The following is an 18,113-nucleotide window of genomic DNA, read 5'->3' as shown; positions in this document are numbered from 1 at the left end:
TTGACGGCGAGGGGCACCTGGCGTACGGGAGCCGGGGGCGTAGCGTGGCGGCCATGCGAGCCATCACGATTCCCGAGCCCGGCGGCCCCGAGCGGCTGGTCTGGGCCGAGGTCCCCGATCCCGTCCCCGCGGCCGGCGAGGTGCTGGTCGAGGTCGCCGCCACCGCGGTCAACCGCGCCGACCTGCTCCAGCGCCAGGGCTTCTACGACCCGCCGCCCGGCAGTTCGCCGTACCCCGGCCTGGAGTGCGCGGGCCGGATCGCCGCGCTCGGCCCCGGGGTGGCCGGCTGGGCGGTCGGCGACGAGGTCTGCGCGCTGCTCGCGGGCGGCGGCTACGCCCAGCGGGTCGCCGTCCCGGCGGGCCAGCTGCTGCCGGTGCCGAAGGGGCTGACCGTCCAGCAGGCGGCGGCGTTGCCCGAGGTCGCCTGCACGGTGTGGTCGAACGTGTTCCAGGTCGCCCACCTGCGCCCCGGCGAGACCGTCCTGCTGCACGGCGGCGCCAGCGGCATTGGCACCATGGCGATCCAGCTGGCCAAGGCCGTCGGTGCCAGGGTCGCGGTCACCGCGGGCAGCGCCGAGCGGCTGGCCCGCTGCGCCGAGCTGGGCGCCGACCTGCTGATCGACTACCACCGGCAGGACTTCGTCGAGGAGGTCGCCGCGCTCGGCGGGGCCGACGTCGTCCTCGACATCATCGGCGCCAAGTACCTGCAGCGGAACATCGACGCCCTGGCCGTCAACGGCCGCCTGGTGGTGATCGGCCTGCAGGGCGGCACCAAGGCCGAGGTCGACCTCTCCGCCCTGCTGGCCAAGCGCGCCGCCCTGGTCGCCACCAACCTGCGCGGCCGCCCGCTCGGCGAGAAGGCCGCCATCGTCGCCGCCGTCCGCGAGCACGTCTGGCCGCTGGTCGAGGCGGGCGTGGTGCAGCCGGTGGTCGACCGCGTCCTGCCGATCACCGAGGCCGCCGAGGCGCACCGGGTGGTCGAGTCCGGCGCCCAGATCGGCAAGGTCGTCCTGGAGCTCTAGGGGGGTGCCGGGGCGGGGGTCGAAATGCCCGGAGTGTCTGAGTATGTGAGTCTGGTCACAAGCTGTTCCGCCTCCGTCCGCATCCCACTGCGGGCGGCCGTCGGGAGGACCTGCTTTCCATGCTCGCTCGCCGCCGCTCCGCGCTCCCCGTCCCGGCCGCCCCGGTTCCTGCGGCCCGGGCCACCGCCGTCCGTCCGTCCGTGCTGTGCCGCTGGGCGGTGCTGACCGGGGCGGCGCTGCCGTTGCTGCTGGCCGCCCCCGCGCTGGCCGTCGATCCGGCGGTCGGGGCGCGGCAGCAGGCGCAGGCGCAGCTGGACGCGGCCCGGCAGCAGGCGAGGGAGCAGCTGGACGCCGCGCGGCAGCAGGTGGCGGGGCTCGTGGCGCAGGCCGCGGAGCCGCCGGGGCCCCGGCGGACGGGCGGACGGGGCGGGCGGGGCGTCGGACGGGGCGATATCCGTGCCGTCCGCGCCGGCCGCCGCCACTGCCACCGCCACCCGGACTGCCGCGGCACCGGCCGTCCCGGCCGTGCCGGTGCTCCCCGTGCTGCCGCCCGTTCCGGTCGAGCCGGGTGAGTCGGGCGAACCGGCGGAGCCGGTGGGGTCGGGGCGGCCGCAGGTGCCGGTGGAGCCGTCCCCGGCCGCGTCGCTGCCGCCCGCTCCCGCACCGGCCCCCACGCCCTCGCCCGCCCCGGAGCCCAGCGCCGCGCCCGAGCCCACGCCCGAGCCTGTGCCCGCGCCCTCGGCGTCGGCGTCGGTCGGCGCGGCGGTGCCGGAGCCGCCCGCGCCGGAGCCGTCCGCCCCGGCCCCGGGCACGGGCGGCACCAGCAGCCGGTGGTGCCGATGCTCCCGGTCGGGCCCCGGACGCCGCCGTCCGCGGAGCGCCCGGCGGGCGGGCCGGACGGCGGGCAGCGGGCGGTGCCCGGCCGGGGCACCGGCCAGGGTCGGACGGGGACGCGGGCGCGGCCACCGGCGCGCCGGGCGCGGAGGCGGGCACCGGGCCGCCCCGACGGCCCGGGGTCGGAGCCGGAGCCGGGGGCGGACGCGGAGGAGCCGGCGGTGGCGGGCGGGGAGCTGGCGGCGGGCCCGCTGGTGCCGGTGGTGCCCGGGGTGCGCCACTGGGGCGACCCGTCCGTCCGGCAGCTGCCGCTGGGCGTCGGCCTGGGGCTGATGGGCCTCGGCCTGGGGCTGGTCGGTCTGCGGCTGCGCCGCCGGTGACGGGTGCGGCCGGGCCGGGACGATCGGCGGGCCGTTCGCGTTGACCACCGTGGCGGACGAAGCATATGAAGGAGTTATGACCAACCCGATGAACGAGCGGTCGCAGCAAGAACCCTTCCCGGCGGCACAGGCGGCGGGCGGGAGGCCAGAGGACAGTCCGAAGGTGCTGATCGTCGGGCCGGACGGGATGGCCGTGGGCACCGCGCCGGCCGGCGGACTGGGGCGGGGCGGCGAGGACGACGAGCCGCGCGAGCTCCCGGTGACCGAGATGGTCGAGCAGCCGGCGAAGGTGATGCGCATCGGCAGCATGATCAAGCAGCTGCTGGAGGAGGTGCGGGCGGCGCCCCTGGACGAGGCGAGCCGGGCGCGGTTGAAGGACATCCACGCCAGCTCGATCAAGGAACTGGAAATGGGCCTGGCCCCGGAGCTGGTCGAGGAGTTGGAGCGGCTGTCGCTGCCGTTCGCCGACGACACGATCCCGACCGAGGCCGAACTGCGCATCGCCCAGGCGCAGTTGGTGGGCTGGCTGGAGGGCCTGTTCCACGGCATCCAGACCGCGCTGTTCGCCCAGCAGATGGCGGCGCGGGCGCAGTTGGAGCAGATGCGGCGGGCGCTGCCCCCCGGTCTGCCCGGCGCGGAGGGTGACCAGGAGGAGGGTCCGGGCCGCGGAATCCGTTCCGGTCCGTACCTGTAGCCCTACCCTCGGTGGCCTCGCGGGGGCCGCGTTTCGGCGCGGCCCCGAACCGCTACCCTGACCGGTGTCCGGAAGTACCGCGCGCCGAGGGGGAGCTGGGACCATGACAGAGGGCACCACCGGGGGGCACTCGCTCGGGCACGGCCGCTACGTGCTGCAGCGGATGCTCGGGCAGGGCGGCATGGCCTCCGTCCACCTCGCCCACGACACGGTGCTGGACCGTCAGGTCGCGGTGAAGACGCTGCACACCGAGCTGGGCCGGGAGGCCTCGTTCAAGGAGCGGTTCCGGCGCGAGGCGCAGGCGGTGGCGCGGCTCCAGCACACCAACATCGTCTCGGTGTTCGACTCCGGCGAGGACGTCGCCCCGGACGGGTCGACCACGCCGTACATCGTGATGGAGTTCGTCGAGGGCCGTTCGCTCAAAGACGTGCTGGACGAGCAGGTGACCACGCTCGGGGCGATGCCCAACGAGCAGGCGCTGAAGATCACCGCCGCGGTGCTGGCGGCCCTGGAGGCCTCGCACGACCAGGGGCTGGTGCACCGCGACATCAAGCCGGCCAACGTGATGGTGTCCACCAAGGGCGTCGTCAAGGTGATGGACTTCGGCATCGCCCGCGCCCTGCAGTCCGGCGTCACCTCGATGACCCAGACCGGCATGGTGGTCGGCACCCCGCAGTACCTGTCGCCGGAGCAGGCGCTCGGCAAGAGCGTGGACGCCCGGTCCGACCTGTACTCGGTCGGCTGCATGCTGTTCGAACTGCTCAGCGGGCAGCTGCCGTTCGACGGCGACTCGGCGTTCTCGATCGCCTACAAGCACGTGCAGGAGACCCCGCCGGCGCCGTCCACGCTGAACCGGGCGGTCACCCCGGGGATCGACGCGCTGGTGGAGCGGGCGCTGCGGAAGGACCCGGCGCACCGGTTCCCGACCGCGGAGGCGATGCGCGAGGAGCTGGAGCGCGTCCTGGCGGGGGAGCGGAGCGGCGGCAACACGCCGTTGCAGGCGTCCACCCCGCTGGTGATCGGCGAGGGCCCGCGCTCGGTGCACGCCGCGCCGTCGCTGACCAACTTCCCGCCGGTGCCGCCGCCGCAGCAGCAGCCGTACCAGCCGGTGCCGGGCCCGCAGACCCCGCCGCCGTACGCGGCGCAGACGCCGCAGCCCTTCCCGCAGGTGGCGCAGACCCCGCCGCCGTTCCCGCAGCCGGTCTTCCCGCAGCAGCAGTTCCCGACGCACACCCCGCCGCCGATGATGGTGCCGCCGTACCCGGCGCCGAAGAGCGAGCGCAACGGCTGCTCGACCGCGGCGATCGTGATCTGCGTGATCGCCGGCGTGCTGATGCTGTCGTTCGTCATCCTGATGATCGTGGTCGCCAGCGCCAGCAACTGACGTCCGGGCGCAGCCGGTCAACACCGTACTCGAAGCCGCCGATCCGGCGGGCCCGCAGTGCCCGATCCGACCCCCGCGCGCGTCCTCCCGTTCCACGCCGGAGGGCGCGAGACGGTAGCGTGCTCGGGAAGAACCGACAGGGCGAACGCGCGCCGAGCGGGTGCCCGGGGCGAGGAGCGATGGGTCAGAGCGAACGACCGGACGACGGCGAGGACCAGCGACGGGACGTGCCCGGCGAGGACGCCCGGGACGGGGACGCGGGCGGGCCCGAGGAGGCCACCGGACCCACCGAGGCGATCCCGGCCGGGCCCCGGACCCCCGGCCGCGGCAGCGCCGTTCCGTTCCCCACGGTCGGTGACGGCCGCTACCGGCTGACCCGGCGGCTGGGCCGCGGCGGGATGGCCGAGGTGTTCGCCGCCCAGGACATCCGGCTGGGCCGCACCGTCGCCGTCAAGCTGCTGCGTTCGGAGCTCGCCGAGGACGACACCGCCCGGCTGCGCTTCACCCGCGAGGCGCACGCCGTCGCCGCGCTCAACCACCACTCGATCGTCGCGGTCTACGACACCGGCGAGGAGCAGCACGGCGGGGAGTCCACCCCGTACATCGTGATGGAGCTGGTCGAGGGCCGCACCGTGCGCGAGCTGCTGGTGGACGAGGAGGCGCCGCCGGTCGACCAGGCGCTGATCATCACCGCCGGGGTGCTGGAGGCGCTGGCCTACAGCCACCGGCACGGCATCGTGCATCGCGACATCAAGCCGGCCAACGTCATCATCACCACCACCGGCGCGGTCAAGGTGATGGACTTCGGCATCGCCCGCGCGCTGGCCGGCGGCGCCACCACCATGACCCAGACCGGCATGGTGATGGGCACCCCGCAGTACCTGTCGCCCGAGCAGGCCCTCGGCAAGTCCGTCGACCACCGCTCCGACCTGTACGCGGCCGGCTGCATGCTGTACGAACTGCTCACCCTGCGGCCGCCGTTCGTCGGCGAGACGCCGCTGTCGGTGGTCTACCAGCACGTCCAGGACGCGCCGGTGCCGCCGTCCCGGGCCAACGACCGGGTGCCGCCGCAGCTGGACGCGCTGGTGATGCGGGCGCTGGAGAAGAACCCGGACGACCGGTTCCAGAGCGCCGACGAGTTCCGCGCCCACGTGCAGCACGCGCTGCGGCAGATGCACGGCGCGGCCGGCGCGGGCTACCCGCCGGGCGCGGCCGGGCTGGCCGCGGCCGCCGCGGCCGGTGCCTGGGAGCGCACCCCGCAGACCGGCTCCGCCTCGCTCACCGAGCCGATGAGCCCGATGGCGGGCGGGGCGGGCGGGGCGGACGCCACCGAGGCGCTGCCGTACCGGGCCACCTCGGCGTACCGGACGCCCGCGCAGCCCTACCCGGCGGTGGTCGGGGCGGGCGGCGGCGGCGACGACGGCGGGGAGCCGGGCAAGCCGCGCCGCCGCAACCCGTGGGGCTGGGTGCTGGGCGCGGTCGCGCTGGTGCTCGCCGCCACCATCGGGGTCGCGCTGGCGCTGACCGCCAACAACGACAAGGAGACCCCGAAGGAGCAGCGGACCACGGCGCCGGCGCAGACGCCCAGCGCCCCGGCCTCCGACGAGCCGGTCGAGCGGCCCACCACGGCGGCGCCGACCCGCACCCCGAGCAACGGCACCCACCAGCAGGAGACGCCGAGCAGCACGCCCTCGCCGTCCGCCTCGCACTCGGCCAGCCCGTCCGCGTCCGCCTCGGCCAGCCCGTCGGCCTCGGCGTCGGCCAGTGCGTCGCCGAGCCCGACCGGGACCAGGACGGGCGGGTCGACGTCCTCCCCGTCCGCGCCCGCGTCCTCCAGCCCGAACGCGCCCAGCAGCCCGGCGGCCGGGGGAGGGTCGGACGCCCAGTAGGAGCCGGTGCGGGCAGGTCAGTTGGTGAAGGCGTCCATGACCTGCTCGTACTCCTGGCACCACCAGGTCAGCTGCCCGGCCGCGCCCGGGAACAGCGGGTCGGCGCGGTGGTCGCGGCGCTGGTAGCGCCACTGCAGCATCCACAGGTCGTTCAGCCGTTCCCACCAGACCCGGTGGACGGCGCGGGCGACCTGTTCGGCGTCCGCGGCGCCGGTGGCCCGGTAGGCGCGGGCCCAGTGGCGGACCCGGGGGAGGTCGAGGACGCCGGTGGCGCGGTCGTTGAACAGCAGGGTGGCGGCCCGGACGGCCTCCTCGGCGACCGGGTGCGGGGCGAGCTTGTCCCAGTCCAGGACGGCGCTGACGGTGTCGCCGAGGTGGAGCACGTTCAGGCCGTGGAAGTCGCCGTGGGTCCAGCCGGTGGGCGGGGCGTCGGCGGGGCCGGGGCGGCGGTGGCGGTGGGCGTCGAGCAGCTCCAGCCGCTCGGTGAGGTGCTCCTCGGCGCACCGGTCGAAGGCGTCGTAGGGGCGGTGCGCGCGGGCCAGGGCGCGGAGCTCGGCGACGATCCGCCGGGTCTCCTCGACCTCGGCGCCGAGCACCCCGTCCGGCTGCCGCAGCGGGGCGCACACCTCGGCCAGCGCGCCGTGCAACGCGCCCAGCAGGGTGCCGAGTTCGCCGCACCGCGCCGGGTCGAGCGCGGTGCCGTGGCGGTGGTTTCCGGCCACCCACGGGTAGAGCGCGAACAGCCGCCCGCCGTGCGCGGTGACGGTGCGGCCGTCCCGGGCGGCGAGCGGGGCGGGCACCGGCAGGCCGCGGGCGGCCAGGGCGGTGGTGGCGCGGTGCTGCGCGGTGATCGCGGGCCGGCCGGCGGTGGCCCGGTCGACGTAGCACTTGAGGAAGTAGGTGCCGTCCCCGGTGGTGACCCGGTAGCCCCGGTTGAGCAGGCCCTCCGCGACCGCGGTGACCGCCGTGGGCGGCGGTACGCGGTAGGCGCGCAGGACCCCGGCCACGGCGGCGTGCGCGACCGGGGGGCTGAGGGTTCCGACGGGGGGAGCGGTGGCGTCCGGGCGGGCCGGCGCGAGGGAGAGGGTCTGTCCGTCCGTCACGCACAGAGCGTATTACTCGGCGTGATGGGTGCTTGACACAGCGTGTGCGAATGTGCTCAGTGCTGCTGGTCGGCCTGGCGGCGGGCCACGTAGGCGGCGGCCTGGGTGCGGCGCTCCATGCCCATCTTGGCCAGCAGGCTGCTGACGTAGTTCTTCACCGTCTTCTCGGCCAGGTGCAGCTCGTTGCCGATCTGCCGGTTGGTCATCCCCTCGCCGATCAGATCGAGGATCCGGCGCTCCTGCTTCGTCAACTGCGCGATCCGCTCGTCCTCCTTCTCGCCCCCGTCGCGCAGCCGGGCCAGTACGCGGCTGGTGGCCACCGGGTCGAGCAGGGATTTGCCGGCCGCGACGTCGCGCACCGCGGAGAGCAGGTCGGTTCCGCGGATCGCTTTCAGGACATATCCGGAGGCCCCCGCCATGATCGAGTCGAACAGCGCCTCGTCGTCGGAGAAGGAAGTGAGCATCAGGCATTTCACCGAGGGGTCCTGGGAGCGGATCTCGCGGCACACTTCGACGCCGTTCCCGTCGGGGAGCCGGACGTCGAGCACCGCCACGTCCGGGTGGACGGCCGGAATGCGGTTGAGCGCCTCGGCGGCCGTCCCGGCCTCGCCCACCACCTCGATGTCGCCCTCCATGGAGAGCAGGTCGTGCACGCCGCGGCGGACCACTTCGTGATCATCGAGGAGAAACACCCTGATATGTCCGTTATCCGTCATTTGCAAAGCGTCGCACAAATCGATGCCGGTTACCCCCTATCGCAGCGGCCCGTGCCCGGATACCGTGCGCTGGTGTCCTGACCGGAACGGGTAAGCCGCGTCACACCGTCGGTTTCCCCACCGGAGAACAACTAGGACGTCCTAGCGCAAGCGCGCCAAAGGGCGTCGCTGGGTAACGTTCTCGTGAGGGACGCCGTCGGAAAGGGAACACCGCCTGCCCGCACTGGTGCGCACACCCACGCGCACGGGCCGGGGAGGCGACCGGACCGGCCACCGGCGACCCCGGGCGGCCGGACAGACCGAGGAGTGAACGTGACCGTCAAAAGCACGTCGAGGGCGCGCAAGAAGGCAGCCCCCGGCGTCCCCGACCCCGCCCGGGCCGGCATCGGCGCCGAGCCGGAGCTCGTCCAGCTGCTGACCCCGGAGGGCGACCGGGTCGAGCACCCGGAGTTCCCGCTCACCGTGACGCCGGAGGAGCTGCGCTCGCTCTACCGGGACCTGGTCCTGGTGCGGCGCTTCGACGCCGAGGCGACCTCGCTCCAGCGACAGGGCGAACTGGGCCTGTGGGCCTCGCTGTTGGGCCAGGAGGCGGCCCAGGTCGGCTCCGGGCGCGCGATGCGCACCGGCGACTACGCCTTCCCCACCTACCGCGAGCACGGCGTGGCCTGGTGCCGCGACGTGGACCCGCTGAACCTGCTCGGCATGTTCCGCGGCGTGAACCACGGCGGCTGGGACCCGAACGAGAAGAACTTCCACCTCTACACCATCGTGATCGGCTCGCAGACCCTGCACGCCACCGGGTACGCGATGGGCATCACCAAGGACGGCGCGGACGACGCGGTGGTCGCCTACTTCGGCGACGGCGCCTCCAGCCAGGGCGACGTCAACGAGGCCTTCACCTTCGCCTCGGTCTACAACGCGCCGGTGGTGTTCTTCTGCCAGAACAACCAGTGGGCGATCTCCGAGCCCACCACCGTGCAGACCCGCATCCCGCTGTACCGCCGCGCCTCCGGCTTCGGCTTCCCCGGCGTCCGGGTCGACGGCAACGACGTGCTGGCCTGCCTCGCGGTCACCCGCTGGGCGCTCGACCACGCCCGCAGCGGCCAGGGCCCGGTGCTGGTCGAGGCGTTCACCTACCGGATGGGCGCGCACACCACCTCCGACGACCCGACCCGCTACCGGCAGTCCGAGGAGACCGAGTCCTGGAAGGCCAAGGACCCGATCCTGCGGCTGAAGGCGCACCTGGAGAAGGAGGGCCTCGCCGACGAGGCGTTCTTCGCCGGGGTCGAGGCCGAGAGCGAGCAGCTCGGCCTGCGGGTCCGCGAGGGCGTCCGGTCGATGCCCGACCCCGACCCGACCCTGGTCTTCGACCACGTCTACAGCGAGCCGCACCCGCTGGTGGACGAGGAACGCGCCGAGTACGAGGCGTACGCCGCCTCCTTCGAGGGTGGGGAGCACCACTGATGGCCGGCCAGCTCAGCATCGCCAAGGCGCTCAACGACGCCCTGCGCAAGTCGCTGGAGAACGACCCGAAGACCGTCCTGATGGGCGAGGACATCGGCAAGCTCGGCGGCGTCTTCCGGATCACCGACGGCCTGCAGAAGGACTTCGGCGACGACCGGGTGATCGACACCCCGCTCGCCGAGTCCGGCATCGTCGGCACCGCGATCGGCCTCGCGCTGCGCGGCTACCGCCCGGTGGTGGAGATCCAGTTCGACGGCTTCGTCTACCCGGCCTTCGACCAGATCGTCTCCCAGCTCGCCAAGATGCACGCCCGCGCGCTCGGCCACGTCAAGATGCCGATCACCGTGCGCATCCCGTACGGCGGCGGCATCGGCGCGGTCGAGCACCACAGCGAGTCGCACGAGGCGTACTTCGCGCACACCGCCGGCCTGCGGGTGGTCAGCCCGTCCAACGCGCACGACGCGCACTGGATGCTGCGCCAGGCCATCGAGTCGGACGACCCGGTGGTCTTCCTGGAGCCCAAGCGCCGCTACTGGGACAAGGGCGAGGTCGGCGAGGACCCGATGCTGCCGCTGCACGCGGCGCGGATCGTCCGGCCCGGCACCGACGCCACGCTGATCGCCTACGGCCCGATGGTCAAGGTCTGCCAGGAGGCCGCGCAGGCCGCCGAGGAGGACGGCCGCCGGCTGGAGGTCGTCGACCTGCGCTCGATGTCGCCGATCGACTTCGCCACCCTGGAGGAGTCGGTCAAGCGCACCGGCCGCGCCGTCGTCGTGCACGAGGCCCCGGTCTTCCTGGGTCTGGGCGCGGAGCTCGCGGCCCGGCTCACCGAGCGCTGCTTCTACCACCTGGAGGCGCCGGTCCTGCGGGTCGGCGGCTACCACGCCCCCTACCCGCCGTCGCGGGTCGAGGAGGCCTACCTCCCCGACCTGGACCGCGTGCTCGACGCCGTCGACCGCGCGCTCGCGTTCTGAACAGGGGGCTGAGATGACCACTGACGTTCGCTCGCTCCGCGAGTTCAAGATGCCCGACGTGGGCGAGGGCCTGACCGAGGCCGAGATCCTCACCTGGTACGTCAAGCCGGGCGACGCCGTCACCGACGGGCAGGTGGTCTGCGAGGTGGAGACCGCCAAGGCCGCCGTCGAGCTGCCGATCCCGTTCACCGGCGTGGTCGAGGCGCTGCACTTCCCGGCGGGCGCCACCGTCGACGTCGGCACCTCGATCATCGCGGTGGCCGTCGCGGGCGCCGCGCCCGCGGGCGCGCCCGCCGCTCCTGCCGCTGCCCCCGCCGCCGAGGCGCCCGCCGAGGCGGAGCCGGAGCGGCGCGAGGTGCTGGTCGGCTACGGTCCGCGCACCGGCTCGGCGCAGCGCCGGGCCCGGCGCACCACCGGGACGGCCGCCGCGCCCGCGCCGGTGGCCGTTCCGGTGGCCGCGCCCGCTCCGGCCGCGCCCGCTCCCGCCCCGGCGCCGGTCGCGCCCGCGCCGGCCGTGCCCGTCGCGGCGGGGGAGCGTCCGCTGGCCAAGCCGCCGGTGCGCAAGCTCGCCAAGGACCTCGGGATCGACCTGCGCTCCGTGGTGCCGACCGGCCCGAACGGCGTGATCACCCGCGAGGACGTGCACGCCGCGGCGAGCACCGCCGCCGAGGCGGTCGTCGAGCCGGTGGCCGCCCCCGCCACCGCCCCCGCCCCGGTGGCGGCGGCCGAGCCGGCGCCGGTGCTGCCGGTGCCGAACGCGGCCGGGGACGTCCGGGTGCCGGTCAAGGGCGTGCGCAAGGCCACCGCGCAGGCGATGGTGGCCTCCGCGTTCACCGCGCCGCACGTCACCGAGTTCGTCCAGGTCGACGTGACCCGGACGATGAAGCTGGTGCGCAAGCTCAAGGAGAGCGGCGAGCTCGGCGCCGGGGTGCGGGTCAGCCCGCTGCTGCTGGTCGCCAAGGCGCTGCTCACCGCCGTCAAGCGGCACCCGGAGATCAACGCCAGCTGGGACGAGGCGGCCCAGGAGATCGTCATCCGGGGCGCGGTCAACCTCGGCATCGCCGCGGCCACCCCGCGCGGCCTGATCGTCCCGAACGTCAAGGACGCCGGCTCCCGCACCCTCTCCCAACTGGCGGTCGCCCTGGGCGAGTTGGTGGAGACCGCGCGGCAGGGCAGGACCGCTCCGGCGGACATGTCGGGCGGCACCATCACCATCACCAACGTCGGCGTGTTCGGCGTCGACACCGGCACCCCGATCCTCAACCCGGGCGAGGCGGCGATCCTGGCCTTCGGTGCCGTCCGGGAGCTGCCCTGGGTGCACAAGGGCAAGGTGGTGCCCCGCCAGGTCACCACGCTGGCGCTCTCCTTCGACCACCGGCTGGTCGACGGCGAGCTGGGCTCCAAGGTGCTGGCGGACACCGCCGCGATCCTGGAGTACCCGAAGCGCCTGATCACCTGGGGCTGACCGGCCCCGCCCCGCAGGGCCCCGTTCCGCACGCCGGAGCGGGGCCCTGCGGCGTTGCGCGGGCCGGCCACGCCGGGGGCGCCGGGCCCGGTGTCAGGCGCGGGCGGAGTGCCAGCTGTCCCGGGCCAGCGCGTGGAAGTCCGCCGAGGCCGGGACGCCGAGGCCGAGCGCCGCGGACAGCAGGGCGGCGGTGGCCGGGCGCGGGCCGGCCACGCCGCGCTCCAGGTCGGACAGGGTGCGGACGCCGAGCCCGGCCTTCGCGGCCAGTTCCCGCTGGGTCAGCCTGGCGTCCCTGCGGTGGGCGCGCAGTGCGCACCCGAACGTTTCGCGCGGGTCGGTCCCCCGCCTGGTTTCCACGGCCTCGTCCCCCCTGTCGTTCCCCCGTTCGGCAGCGTATCCCGTCCGGCGGGCGGCCGGTCGGCTTTCCAACTCCGGTGCTTCGATTCGGAATTGGGAATTCCGGCGACGGCCTAGCGGAAATCACCCGGCCGGGTCCGGCATTGGGCCGCCCGAGGGAGTTTCGCGCCGACCCGGCCCGGCGCCGGGCCGCGACGGGTACGTGTGTGCGACCAAGCCGCCCGCGCAGCCAGGCCGGGCGGCCGTCGCAGCGAGGACCCCCGCGTATGCCGACTGGTGCTCCCGGACCCGTGATGCGTTCGGCGGCCGCCCTGCTCCTGGTGGCCGCCGCCGTGCTGCCCGCCGTGGTGGAGCTGGCCTCGCCCGCGCCCTCGACCGCGATAGGGCCGCCGCCCGGCCCCGAGCGGATCGCGCGGCCCGTCGGCCACCCCGACCTGCGGGCCCCCGGCGCACCCTCGGTGGACCTGCGGCTGACCGGCGCGGCGTCCAACCGGATCACCCTGGTGCTGCTGGGCGACGGCTACACCGCCGCCCAGCAGCAGCTGTTCCACGACCAGGCGGACCGGGCCTGGCGGGCGCTGCTGGAGATCGAGCCGTTCCGCACCTACCAGGGGTTCTTCAACATACGGCGGGTGGACGTGGTCTCCCCGGTGGCCGGGATCGCCGAGACCGAGAGCGCCGGGAAGGCCACCGCCACCCCGCTCGGGATGCGCTTCTGGTGCGAGGGCACCGCCCGCCTGCTGTGCGCGGACGAGCAGGCCACCGCCCGCTGGGCCGGGCAGGGCGACGGCCCGCAGTACCTGATCGCGCTGGCCAACTCCACCGAGTACGGCGGCGCGGGCGGCACCGGGGTGACCACGCTGGCCGGCGGCAGCCCGGACGCCGGGCGGATCATCCAGCACGAGATCGGCCACACCGTCGGCACCCTGGGCGACGAGTACGACTCGGCGCCGAACGACCCGGACTACCCGAACCTGTCCACGGTGGACGCCGACGAGATGCTGCGCCAGAAGACCAAGTGGTGGCGCTGGCTGGGCGCCGAGTCGCCGGACGGCGACGGCGTGATCGGCGCCTACCGCAGCGCCAACGGCCTGTACCGGCCGACCGCCGACTCGGTGATGCGGACCCTGGGCAGCGCGTACAACCTGCCCTCCCGGGAGGCGATCATCGAGCAGCTGTACCGCCGGGTGAAGCCCGCCGACGAGCCCGAGCCGGCGGCCGGGCAGGTCGACGGGCGGCCCCGGCTGCACGTGCGGCCGCTGGCGCTGACCGGCCCGCGGCAGCTGCGGATCAGCTGGACGCTGGACGGGCGGCCGGTGGAGGCGAGCAGCGCGGACGGCACCTGGCTGGACACCGGGGCGCTGGCGCTGGAGCCGGGCGGCCGGCACACCGTCACGGCGACCGTCCAGGACACCACCGACTGGGTGCGCGACGAGGCGTTCCGCGAGCAGTACATGACCCGGACGGTGAACTGGACGCTGACCGGCTGAAACCGGACGTTCCGGCCACCCCGGCCGAAAGGTCAGGTCATGGGATGACTAGCCTGGTCCCACTATGAGCGTGGACCCCGCCCCGACCGCCCCGTCCCCCCTGTCCGCACCCGCTCCCCGCCGCCCGGCCGACACCCCCGTCGCCGCCCCGGCCCCCGCCACCGCCGCTCCCGGACCGGCCCCCGCCCCGGCCGCGGCGGCCTTCCACCCGCCGGGCGGCCGCGCCGCCTGGTTCGCCTGGTCGCTCGGCGTCGCCGTCTACGTCCTCGCCGTGGTGCACCGCACCAGCCTCGGCGTGGCCGGGCTGGACGCCTCCGCCCGGTTCGGCATCGGCGCCTCCGCCCTGTCCACCTTCTCGATCCTCCAGGTCCTGGTGTACGCCGGGATGCAGGTCCCGGTCGGCCTGCTGGTCGACCGGATCGGCCCGCGCCGGGTGCTGCTGCTGGGCGTGGCGCTGATGAGCGCCGGGCAGCTGGCGTTCGCCTTCTCCACCGCGTTCGCGCCCGCGCTGGCCTCCCGCGCGGTGCTCGGCTGCGGCGACGCGATGACCTTCATCAGCGTGCTGCGGGTCGCCGCCCGCTGGTTCCCGGCCGCCCGCAACCCGTTCGTCGTCCAGCTCACCGGCCTGATCGGCACCGGCGGCAACCTGGTCACCACCGTGGTGCTCGCCCAGGCGCTGCACGCCGCCGGGTGGAGCGCCACCTTCGGCACGATCGCGCTGACCGGCGTGCCGGTCTTCGTCGTCGTGCTGGTGCTGCTCAGGGAGGCCCCGCCGGGCGCGCCGGCGCCGGTGCGGCACGAGAGCCCGCGGCTGCCGGTCGGGCAGCAGATCCGGGCCGCCTGGTCCGAGCCCGGCACCCGGCTCGGGATGTGGGTGCACTTCACCACGGCGTTCCCGGCCTCCGCGTTCGGCCTGCTGTGGGGGCTGCCCTACCTGGTCGAGGGGCAGGGCATGTCCCGGGCCGGGGCGGGCGGGATGCTCAGCCTGCTGGTGCTCAGCGGCATGGCCTTCGGCCTGCTGTTCGGCCGGCTGGTCTCCCGCACGGCCGCCTCCCGGCTGCCGATCGCCTTCACCGTGCTCGCCGTCACCGCGCTGTGCTGGACGGCCGCGCTGGCCTGGCCGGACGGGCACCCGCCGCTCTGGCTGCTGGTGGTGCTGATGCTGGTGATGGGCAGCAACGGCCCGGCCTCGCTGATCGGCCTGGACTACGCCCGCGCGTACAACCCCGCCGAGCGGATGGGCACCGCCTCCGGCATCGCCAACATGGGCGGCTTCATCGGCTCGATGATCACGCTGCTCGGCATCGGCGTCCTGCTGGACGCGCTGGCCGACCCGGGCAGCGACGGCTACGGCGCGCACGCCTACCAGGTGGCGTTCTGCTTCCAGTTGCTGCCGCTGCTGCTCGGGACGGCGATGATCCTGCGGCTGCGCCGCAAGCTGGACCGGTAGGGCGCCGGGCCCCGGCGGTTCAGGGGGTGCTCACCAGGTGGGCGAGCACCCGGCCGCCCAGCTCCTGGTCGCCGATCACGTTGACGATCGCGGTCTCCGGGCGGACCCGGCCGCAGCACAGCCGGACGAAGGTCTGCCAGTCCATCGACAGCCGCACCTCGGGGGCCAGCACCACCGAGTCGTCCACGGTGCCCCGGCCGTCCGCGCCGATCCGCACCGTGCGGTGGAACGGCAGCGCGCCCGCGACGTCGAAGGCCACGGTGGCGCCGATCGGCGCGCCCGCCTCCTTGGCGACCTGCCTGGGCAGCGAGTCGATCAGCAGGTCCCTGGTCACCACCGCGGCCGGGGAGTCCAGGTTGCCGGGCACCTGGAGCGCACGGCGCAGGTCCTGCTCGTGCACCCAGACGTCGAAGGCGCGCAGCCGCAGCAGCGTCGCGTACGGGACGTCCCGGGCGAGCGGGCCGGCCGGCCAGCGCACCGGGTCGTCCGGGCCGTGCTTGGCGTTGCGCAGCGCCCGGGAGCGGCGGATCACCGTGTACTCCAGCTCGCTGGTGACCTCCACCGGCGTCCAGCAGCGGCGCTTGTCGACCGGCAGCTCCATGTACCGGGTGAACTCGTTCGTCACGTGCCGCAGGTCGCGCGGGAGGGCGTGGATCGGCCGCGGGTCGCCGAGCAGCTCGGACTCGACGCCGATGATGTGCGAGACCACGTCCCGCACCGACCAGCCGGGGCACTCGGTGGCCCGGTTCCACGCGTCGGTCGGCAGCGGGGCGAGCAGCTCGGATATGGACTCGATCGACTGCGTCCACGCGTCGGTGTACGCCTGCACCGTCTGGTTGTCCGTCACGGGTATCTCCGGCCCCTCCGTCGGCTTGCGTCGTCCCACGTCGCCCGGGCTGCCGAGACCTCGCACGGACGCGCATAGGGCACGTTACGCTGCCGGGTGAGAGCAGGGCAGCGCTTTCGGGTGACGATCGTAGGACTCTTGCCGTGGACGGTGGTACTGTGCGCGCTTCATTGATCCAACTCGCCGTGTCGGACGCCGAACCGGCCGCCGAGCGGCGGGCCAGGGCCGCGGCCCTGGTCCGCGCCCAGGACGGCGCCGACCTGGTGGTGCTGCCCGAGCTGTGGCCGGTCGGCGGCTTCGCGTACGACGCCTGGGCGGGCGGCGCCGAACCGCTGGACGGCCCCACCGCCGAGGCGATGGCCGCCGCCGCGCGGGCCGTGGGCTGCTGGCTGCACGCCGGTTCGATCGTCGAGCGGGACCCGGACGGCCCGATCTACAACACCTCGCTGCTGTTCGCCCCCGACGGCGAACTCGTCCGCACCTACCGCAAGATCCACCGCTTCGGCTTCGACAGCGGCGAGGCGGTCGCGATGGGCGCCGGCCAGGAGATCGTCACCGCCGACGCCGGTTTCGCCGTGCTGGGCCTGGCCACCTGCTACGACCTGCGCTTCCCCGAGCTGTTCCGGGCCCTGCTGGACGGCGGCGCCGAACTGCTGGTCGTCCCGGCCGCCTGGCCCGCCCGCCGGGCCGAGCACTGGAACCTGCTGGCCCGGGCCCGCGCCGTCGAGGAGCAGGCCCTCGTGCTCGCCTGCAACACCGCCGGCACCCACGGCGGGGTCGAGCAGGCCGGTCGCAGCATCGTGGTCGACCCCTGGGGCCGGGTGCTGGCCGAGGCCGGGCCGGACGAGCAGGTGCTCACCGTCGACTTCGACCCGGCCGAGGTCGCCCGGTGCCGGGCCGACTTCCCGGTCCACCGGGACCGGCTGCTCGGCATCCCCGCCCCCGTGCAGCGCTGACCCCGGGCGGCCCTGCCACCCCCGTGCGGCGCCGGGGGCGCCGGTCCGACGGCGAGGGCGCGGAATTTTTCCGTGCCCTTGGTCCGGATTGACCATTCCGGGGTACTCTGTGCGCGTTTTGTGGGCCGGGTCCCGGCCGCGTGAGGGCGCGGCACGGAGAGGGGGCGGCGATGAGCGCTGCGGGAACCGGGGACGGACGCGCCCTGATCCGGCGCAACAGCCTCCGCGAACAGATCGCCGACGCCCTGCGCGAGGAGATGATGGCCGGCCGGCTCCCGGCCGGGCGCAACTTCACCGTCAAGGAGATCGCCGACGTCTACGGCGTCTCGGCCACCCCCGCCCGGGAGGCGATGGTCGACCTGGCCGCCCAGGGGCTGCTGGTCAGCGAACCGCACCGCGGCTTCACCGTCCCGGAGTTCAGCTGGGAGGACTTCCTGGAGATCTTCGAGGCCCGCACCCTGCTCACCGACAACGCGCTGCGCCACCTGGCCGACCGCGGGCTGCAGGACTACGACTGGTCCCGGCTGCCCTCGCTGCGCCGCCGGGCCGACGCGGCCGCCCGGGCCGCCCGGGCCGGCCAGCTCGACGTCCTGGTCGGCTGCGACCTGCGGTTCTGGCAGGAGGCCGCCGCGCTGCTGGGCAACGACCGGATCGCCGACTACCTCGGCTGGCTGCGGATCCAGTCCTGGATGTTCGCCGCCCCGCACCTGCGGGCCGTCGGCGGCGACCTGGCGGGCATCTGCTGGGACCGGCACAACGAGCTGGTCGACCGGATCGAGGCCCGCGACCGGTACGGGGCGCACCGGGTCGTCAACGAGTACAACCTGTTCACCGTCGAGCTGCTCGCCCGGCGGCTCGGCCGGCCCCTCGACGGCGTCGCGGTGCTCCGGCTGCTGCGCGAGCCGGTCGGCCCGGCCACCGTCGCGACGGTGGCGCAGCCGCCCGCGATCGTCCCCCAACCGGCCGCCGGGGCCGTCGGGTTGGGCCGGGTGCCGATGCCGCGCTTCGTGCCCCCCGGCCGCTTCGCCCGGCCGTTCCGACCGGGCAGCGGCGAGCCCGCCGCGGGCCGGTAGGGTTGGGGCCCGTTG

At 74.9% G+C, this 18,113-nt stretch carries 16 protein-coding genes and 1 pseudogene; 13 read left to right on the top strand and 4 right to left on the bottom strand.

The genetic code is table 11. The features are described from left to right. Positions 1–53 precede the first annotated feature (53 nt). From HUT16_RS18160 to HUT16_RS18135, 6 genes and pseudogenes are all read left to right on the top strand, one after another. Positions 54–1,022 (top strand): NAD(P)H-quinone oxidoreductase, encoded by a 969-nt coding sequence (locus tag HUT16_RS18160; RefSeq protein ID WP_176189207.1) that lies wholly within the window; start codon positions 54–56, stop codon positions 1,020–1,022. Positions 1,023–1,141: 119 nt separating this feature from the next. Then, positions 1,142–1,594, top strand: coding sequence for a hypothetical protein (locus HUT16_RS18155; RefSeq protein ID WP_176189206.1), 453 nt, complete (start codon positions 1,142–1,144; stop codon positions 1,592–1,594). A gap of 483 nt (positions 1,595–2,077) precedes the next feature. Continuing rightward, on the top strand, positions 2,078–2,236 hold the full coding sequence (locus tag HUT16_RS18150) for a hypothetical protein (RefSeq protein WP_176189205.1): 159 nt from the start codon (positions 2,078–2,080) through the stop codon (positions 2,234–2,236). Between the two features lie 187 nt (positions 2,237–2,423). Further along, positions 2,424–2,930, top strand: coding sequence for a bacterial proteasome activator family protein (locus tag HUT16_RS18145; protein WP_254898320.1), 507 nt, complete (start codon positions 2,424–2,426; stop codon positions 2,928–2,930). 181 nt (positions 2,931–3,111) lie between these two features. After that, a pseudogene (locus tag HUT16_RS18140) lies at positions 3,112–4,209 on the top strand (protein kinase); the annotation flags it as partial. A 284-nt stretch (positions 4,210–4,493) separates the two neighbouring features. After that, positions 4,494–6,203 (top strand): protein kinase, encoded by a 1,710-nt coding sequence (locus tag HUT16_RS18135; RefSeq protein WP_176189202.1) that lies wholly within the window; start codon positions 4,494–4,496, stop codon positions 6,201–6,203. Between the two features lie 17 nt (positions 6,204–6,220). Here HUT16_RS18135 and HUT16_RS18130 read toward each other — a convergent pair whose 3' ends face one another. Both HUT16_RS18130 and HUT16_RS18125 read right to left on the bottom strand, forming a co-directional pair. Beyond that, positions 6,221–7,306 (bottom strand): phosphotransferase enzyme family protein, encoded by a 1,086-nt coding sequence (locus tag HUT16_RS18130; protein WP_176189201.1) that lies wholly within the window; start codon positions 7,304–7,306, stop codon positions 6,221–6,223. Between the two features lie 56 nt (positions 7,307–7,362). Continuing rightward, on the bottom strand, positions 7,363–8,022 hold the full coding sequence (locus HUT16_RS18125) for a response regulator transcription factor (protein WP_030457586.1): 660 nt from the start codon (positions 8,020–8,022) through the stop codon (positions 7,363–7,365). Between the two features lie 312 nt (positions 8,023–8,334). On the opposite strand from HUT16_RS18125, the gene pdhA reads away from it, so the two are divergent. The 3 genes from pdhA to HUT16_RS18110 are packed head-to-tail and all read left to right on the top strand — an operon-like array spanning position 8,335 to position 11,925. Beyond that, positions 8,335–9,486 carry a pyruvate dehydrogenase (acetyl-transferring) E1 component subunit alpha gene (gene pdhA / locus HUT16_RS18120; protein WP_254897855.1) on the top strand — a complete coding sequence of 384 codons (1,152 nt, stop codon included), beginning with the start codon at positions 8,335–8,337 and terminating at the stop codon, positions 9,484–9,486. Then, positions 9,483–10,460, top strand: coding sequence for an alpha-ketoacid dehydrogenase subunit beta (locus tag HUT16_RS18115; RefSeq protein WP_176192731.1), 978 nt, complete (start codon positions 9,483–9,485; stop codon positions 10,458–10,460). The genes pdhA and HUT16_RS18115 overlap by 4 nt, the downstream gene beginning before the upstream one ends. A gap of 13 nt (positions 10,461–10,473) precedes the next feature. Further along, the gene (locus HUT16_RS18110) at positions 10,474–11,925 is read left to right on the top strand and encodes a dihydrolipoamide acetyltransferase family protein (protein WP_176189199.1); all 1,452 of its coding nucleotides are present in this window, start codon (positions 10,474–10,476) and stop codon (positions 11,923–11,925) included. A gap of 93 nt (positions 11,926–12,018) precedes the next feature. On the opposite strand, the gene HUT16_RS18105 is transcribed toward HUT16_RS18110, so the two are convergent. Next, positions 12,019–12,282 carry a helix-turn-helix domain-containing protein gene (locus tag HUT16_RS18105; RefSeq protein WP_176189198.1) on the bottom strand — a complete coding sequence of 88 codons (264 nt, stop codon included), beginning with the start codon at positions 12,280–12,282 and terminating at the stop codon, positions 12,019–12,021. A 293-nt stretch (positions 12,283–12,575) separates the two neighbouring features. On the opposite strand from HUT16_RS18105, the gene HUT16_RS18100 reads away from it, so the two are divergent. Beyond that, on the top strand, positions 12,576–13,772 hold the full coding sequence (locus HUT16_RS18100; protein WP_176189197.1) for a M64 family metallopeptidase: 1,197 nt from the start codon (positions 12,576–12,578) through the stop codon (positions 13,770–13,772). 64 nt (positions 13,773–13,836) lie between these two features. Beyond that, positions 13,837–15,222: an MFS transporter gene (locus HUT16_RS18095; RefSeq protein WP_176189196.1), complete on the top strand. Its 1,386-nt coding sequence runs from the start codon at positions 13,837–13,839 to the stop codon at positions 15,220–15,222. A gap of 19 nt (positions 15,223–15,241) precedes the next feature. Here HUT16_RS18095 and HUT16_RS18090 read toward each other — a convergent pair whose 3' ends face one another. Then, positions 15,242–16,069: a maleylpyruvate isomerase family mycothiol-dependent enzyme gene (locus HUT16_RS18090; RefSeq protein WP_176189195.1), complete on the bottom strand. Its 828-nt coding sequence runs from the start codon at positions 16,067–16,069 to the stop codon at positions 15,242–15,244. A 158-nt stretch (positions 16,070–16,227) separates the two neighbouring features. Between HUT16_RS18090 and HUT16_RS18085 the strand changes: the two genes are divergently transcribed. Beyond that, positions 16,228–17,025, top strand: a complete 798-nt coding sequence (locus HUT16_RS18085; RefSeq protein WP_176189194.1) for a carbon-nitrogen family hydrolase — start codon at positions 16,228–16,230, stop codon at positions 17,023–17,025. 170 nt (positions 17,026–17,195) lie between these two features. Continuing rightward, positions 17,196–18,098: a GntR family transcriptional regulator gene (locus HUT16_RS18080; protein ID WP_176189193.1), complete on the top strand. Its 903-nt coding sequence runs from the start codon at positions 17,196–17,198 to the stop codon at positions 18,096–18,098. Positions 18,099–18,113 lie beyond the last annotated feature (15 nt).

The organism is Kitasatospora sp. NA04385 (assembly GCF_013364235.1).
Taxonomy (GTDB): domain Bacteria; phylum Actinomycetota; class Actinomycetes; order Streptomycetales; family Streptomycetaceae; genus Kitasatospora.
Note: the sequence above shows the minus strand (reverse complement) of the source record. Positions and strands in the feature narration are given on the sequence as shown.

Bases quoted from the DNA above. Each gene is read 5' to 3' on its own strand.
- HUT16_RS18110 (WP_176189199.1), top strand. From the start codon at position 10,474: ATGACCACTGACGTTCGCTCGCTCCGCGAGTTCAAGATGCCCGACGTG.
- HUT16_RS18125 (WP_030457586.1), bottom strand. From the start codon at position 8,022: ATGACGGATAACGGACATATCAGGGTGTTTCTCCTCGATGATCACGAA.
- HUT16_RS18155 (WP_176189206.1), top strand. From the start codon at position 1,142: ATGCTCGCTCGCCGCCGCTCCGCGCTCCCCGTCCCGGCCGCCCCGGTT.
- HUT16_RS18160 (WP_176189207.1), top strand. From the start codon at position 54: ATGCGAGCCATCACGATTCCCGAGCCCGGCGGCCCCGAGCGGCTGGTC.
- HUT16_RS18080 (WP_176189193.1), top strand. From the start codon at position 17,196: ATGAGCGCTGCGGGAACCGGGGACGGACGCGCCCTGATCCGGCGCAAC.
- HUT16_RS18135 (WP_176189202.1), top strand. From the start codon at position 4,494: ATGGGTCAGAGCGAACGACCGGACGACGGCGAGGACCAGCGACGGGAC.
- HUT16_RS18145 (WP_254898320.1), top strand. From the start codon at position 2,424: ATGGCCGTGGGCACCGCGCCGGCCGGCGGACTGGGGCGGGGCGGCGAG.
- HUT16_RS18100 (WP_176189197.1), top strand. From the start codon at position 12,576: ATGCGTTCGGCGGCCGCCCTGCTCCTGGTGGCCGCCGCCGTGCTGCCC.
- HUT16_RS18095 (WP_176189196.1), top strand. From the start codon at position 13,837: ATGAGCGTGGACCCCGCCCCGACCGCCCCGTCCCCCCTGTCCGCACCC.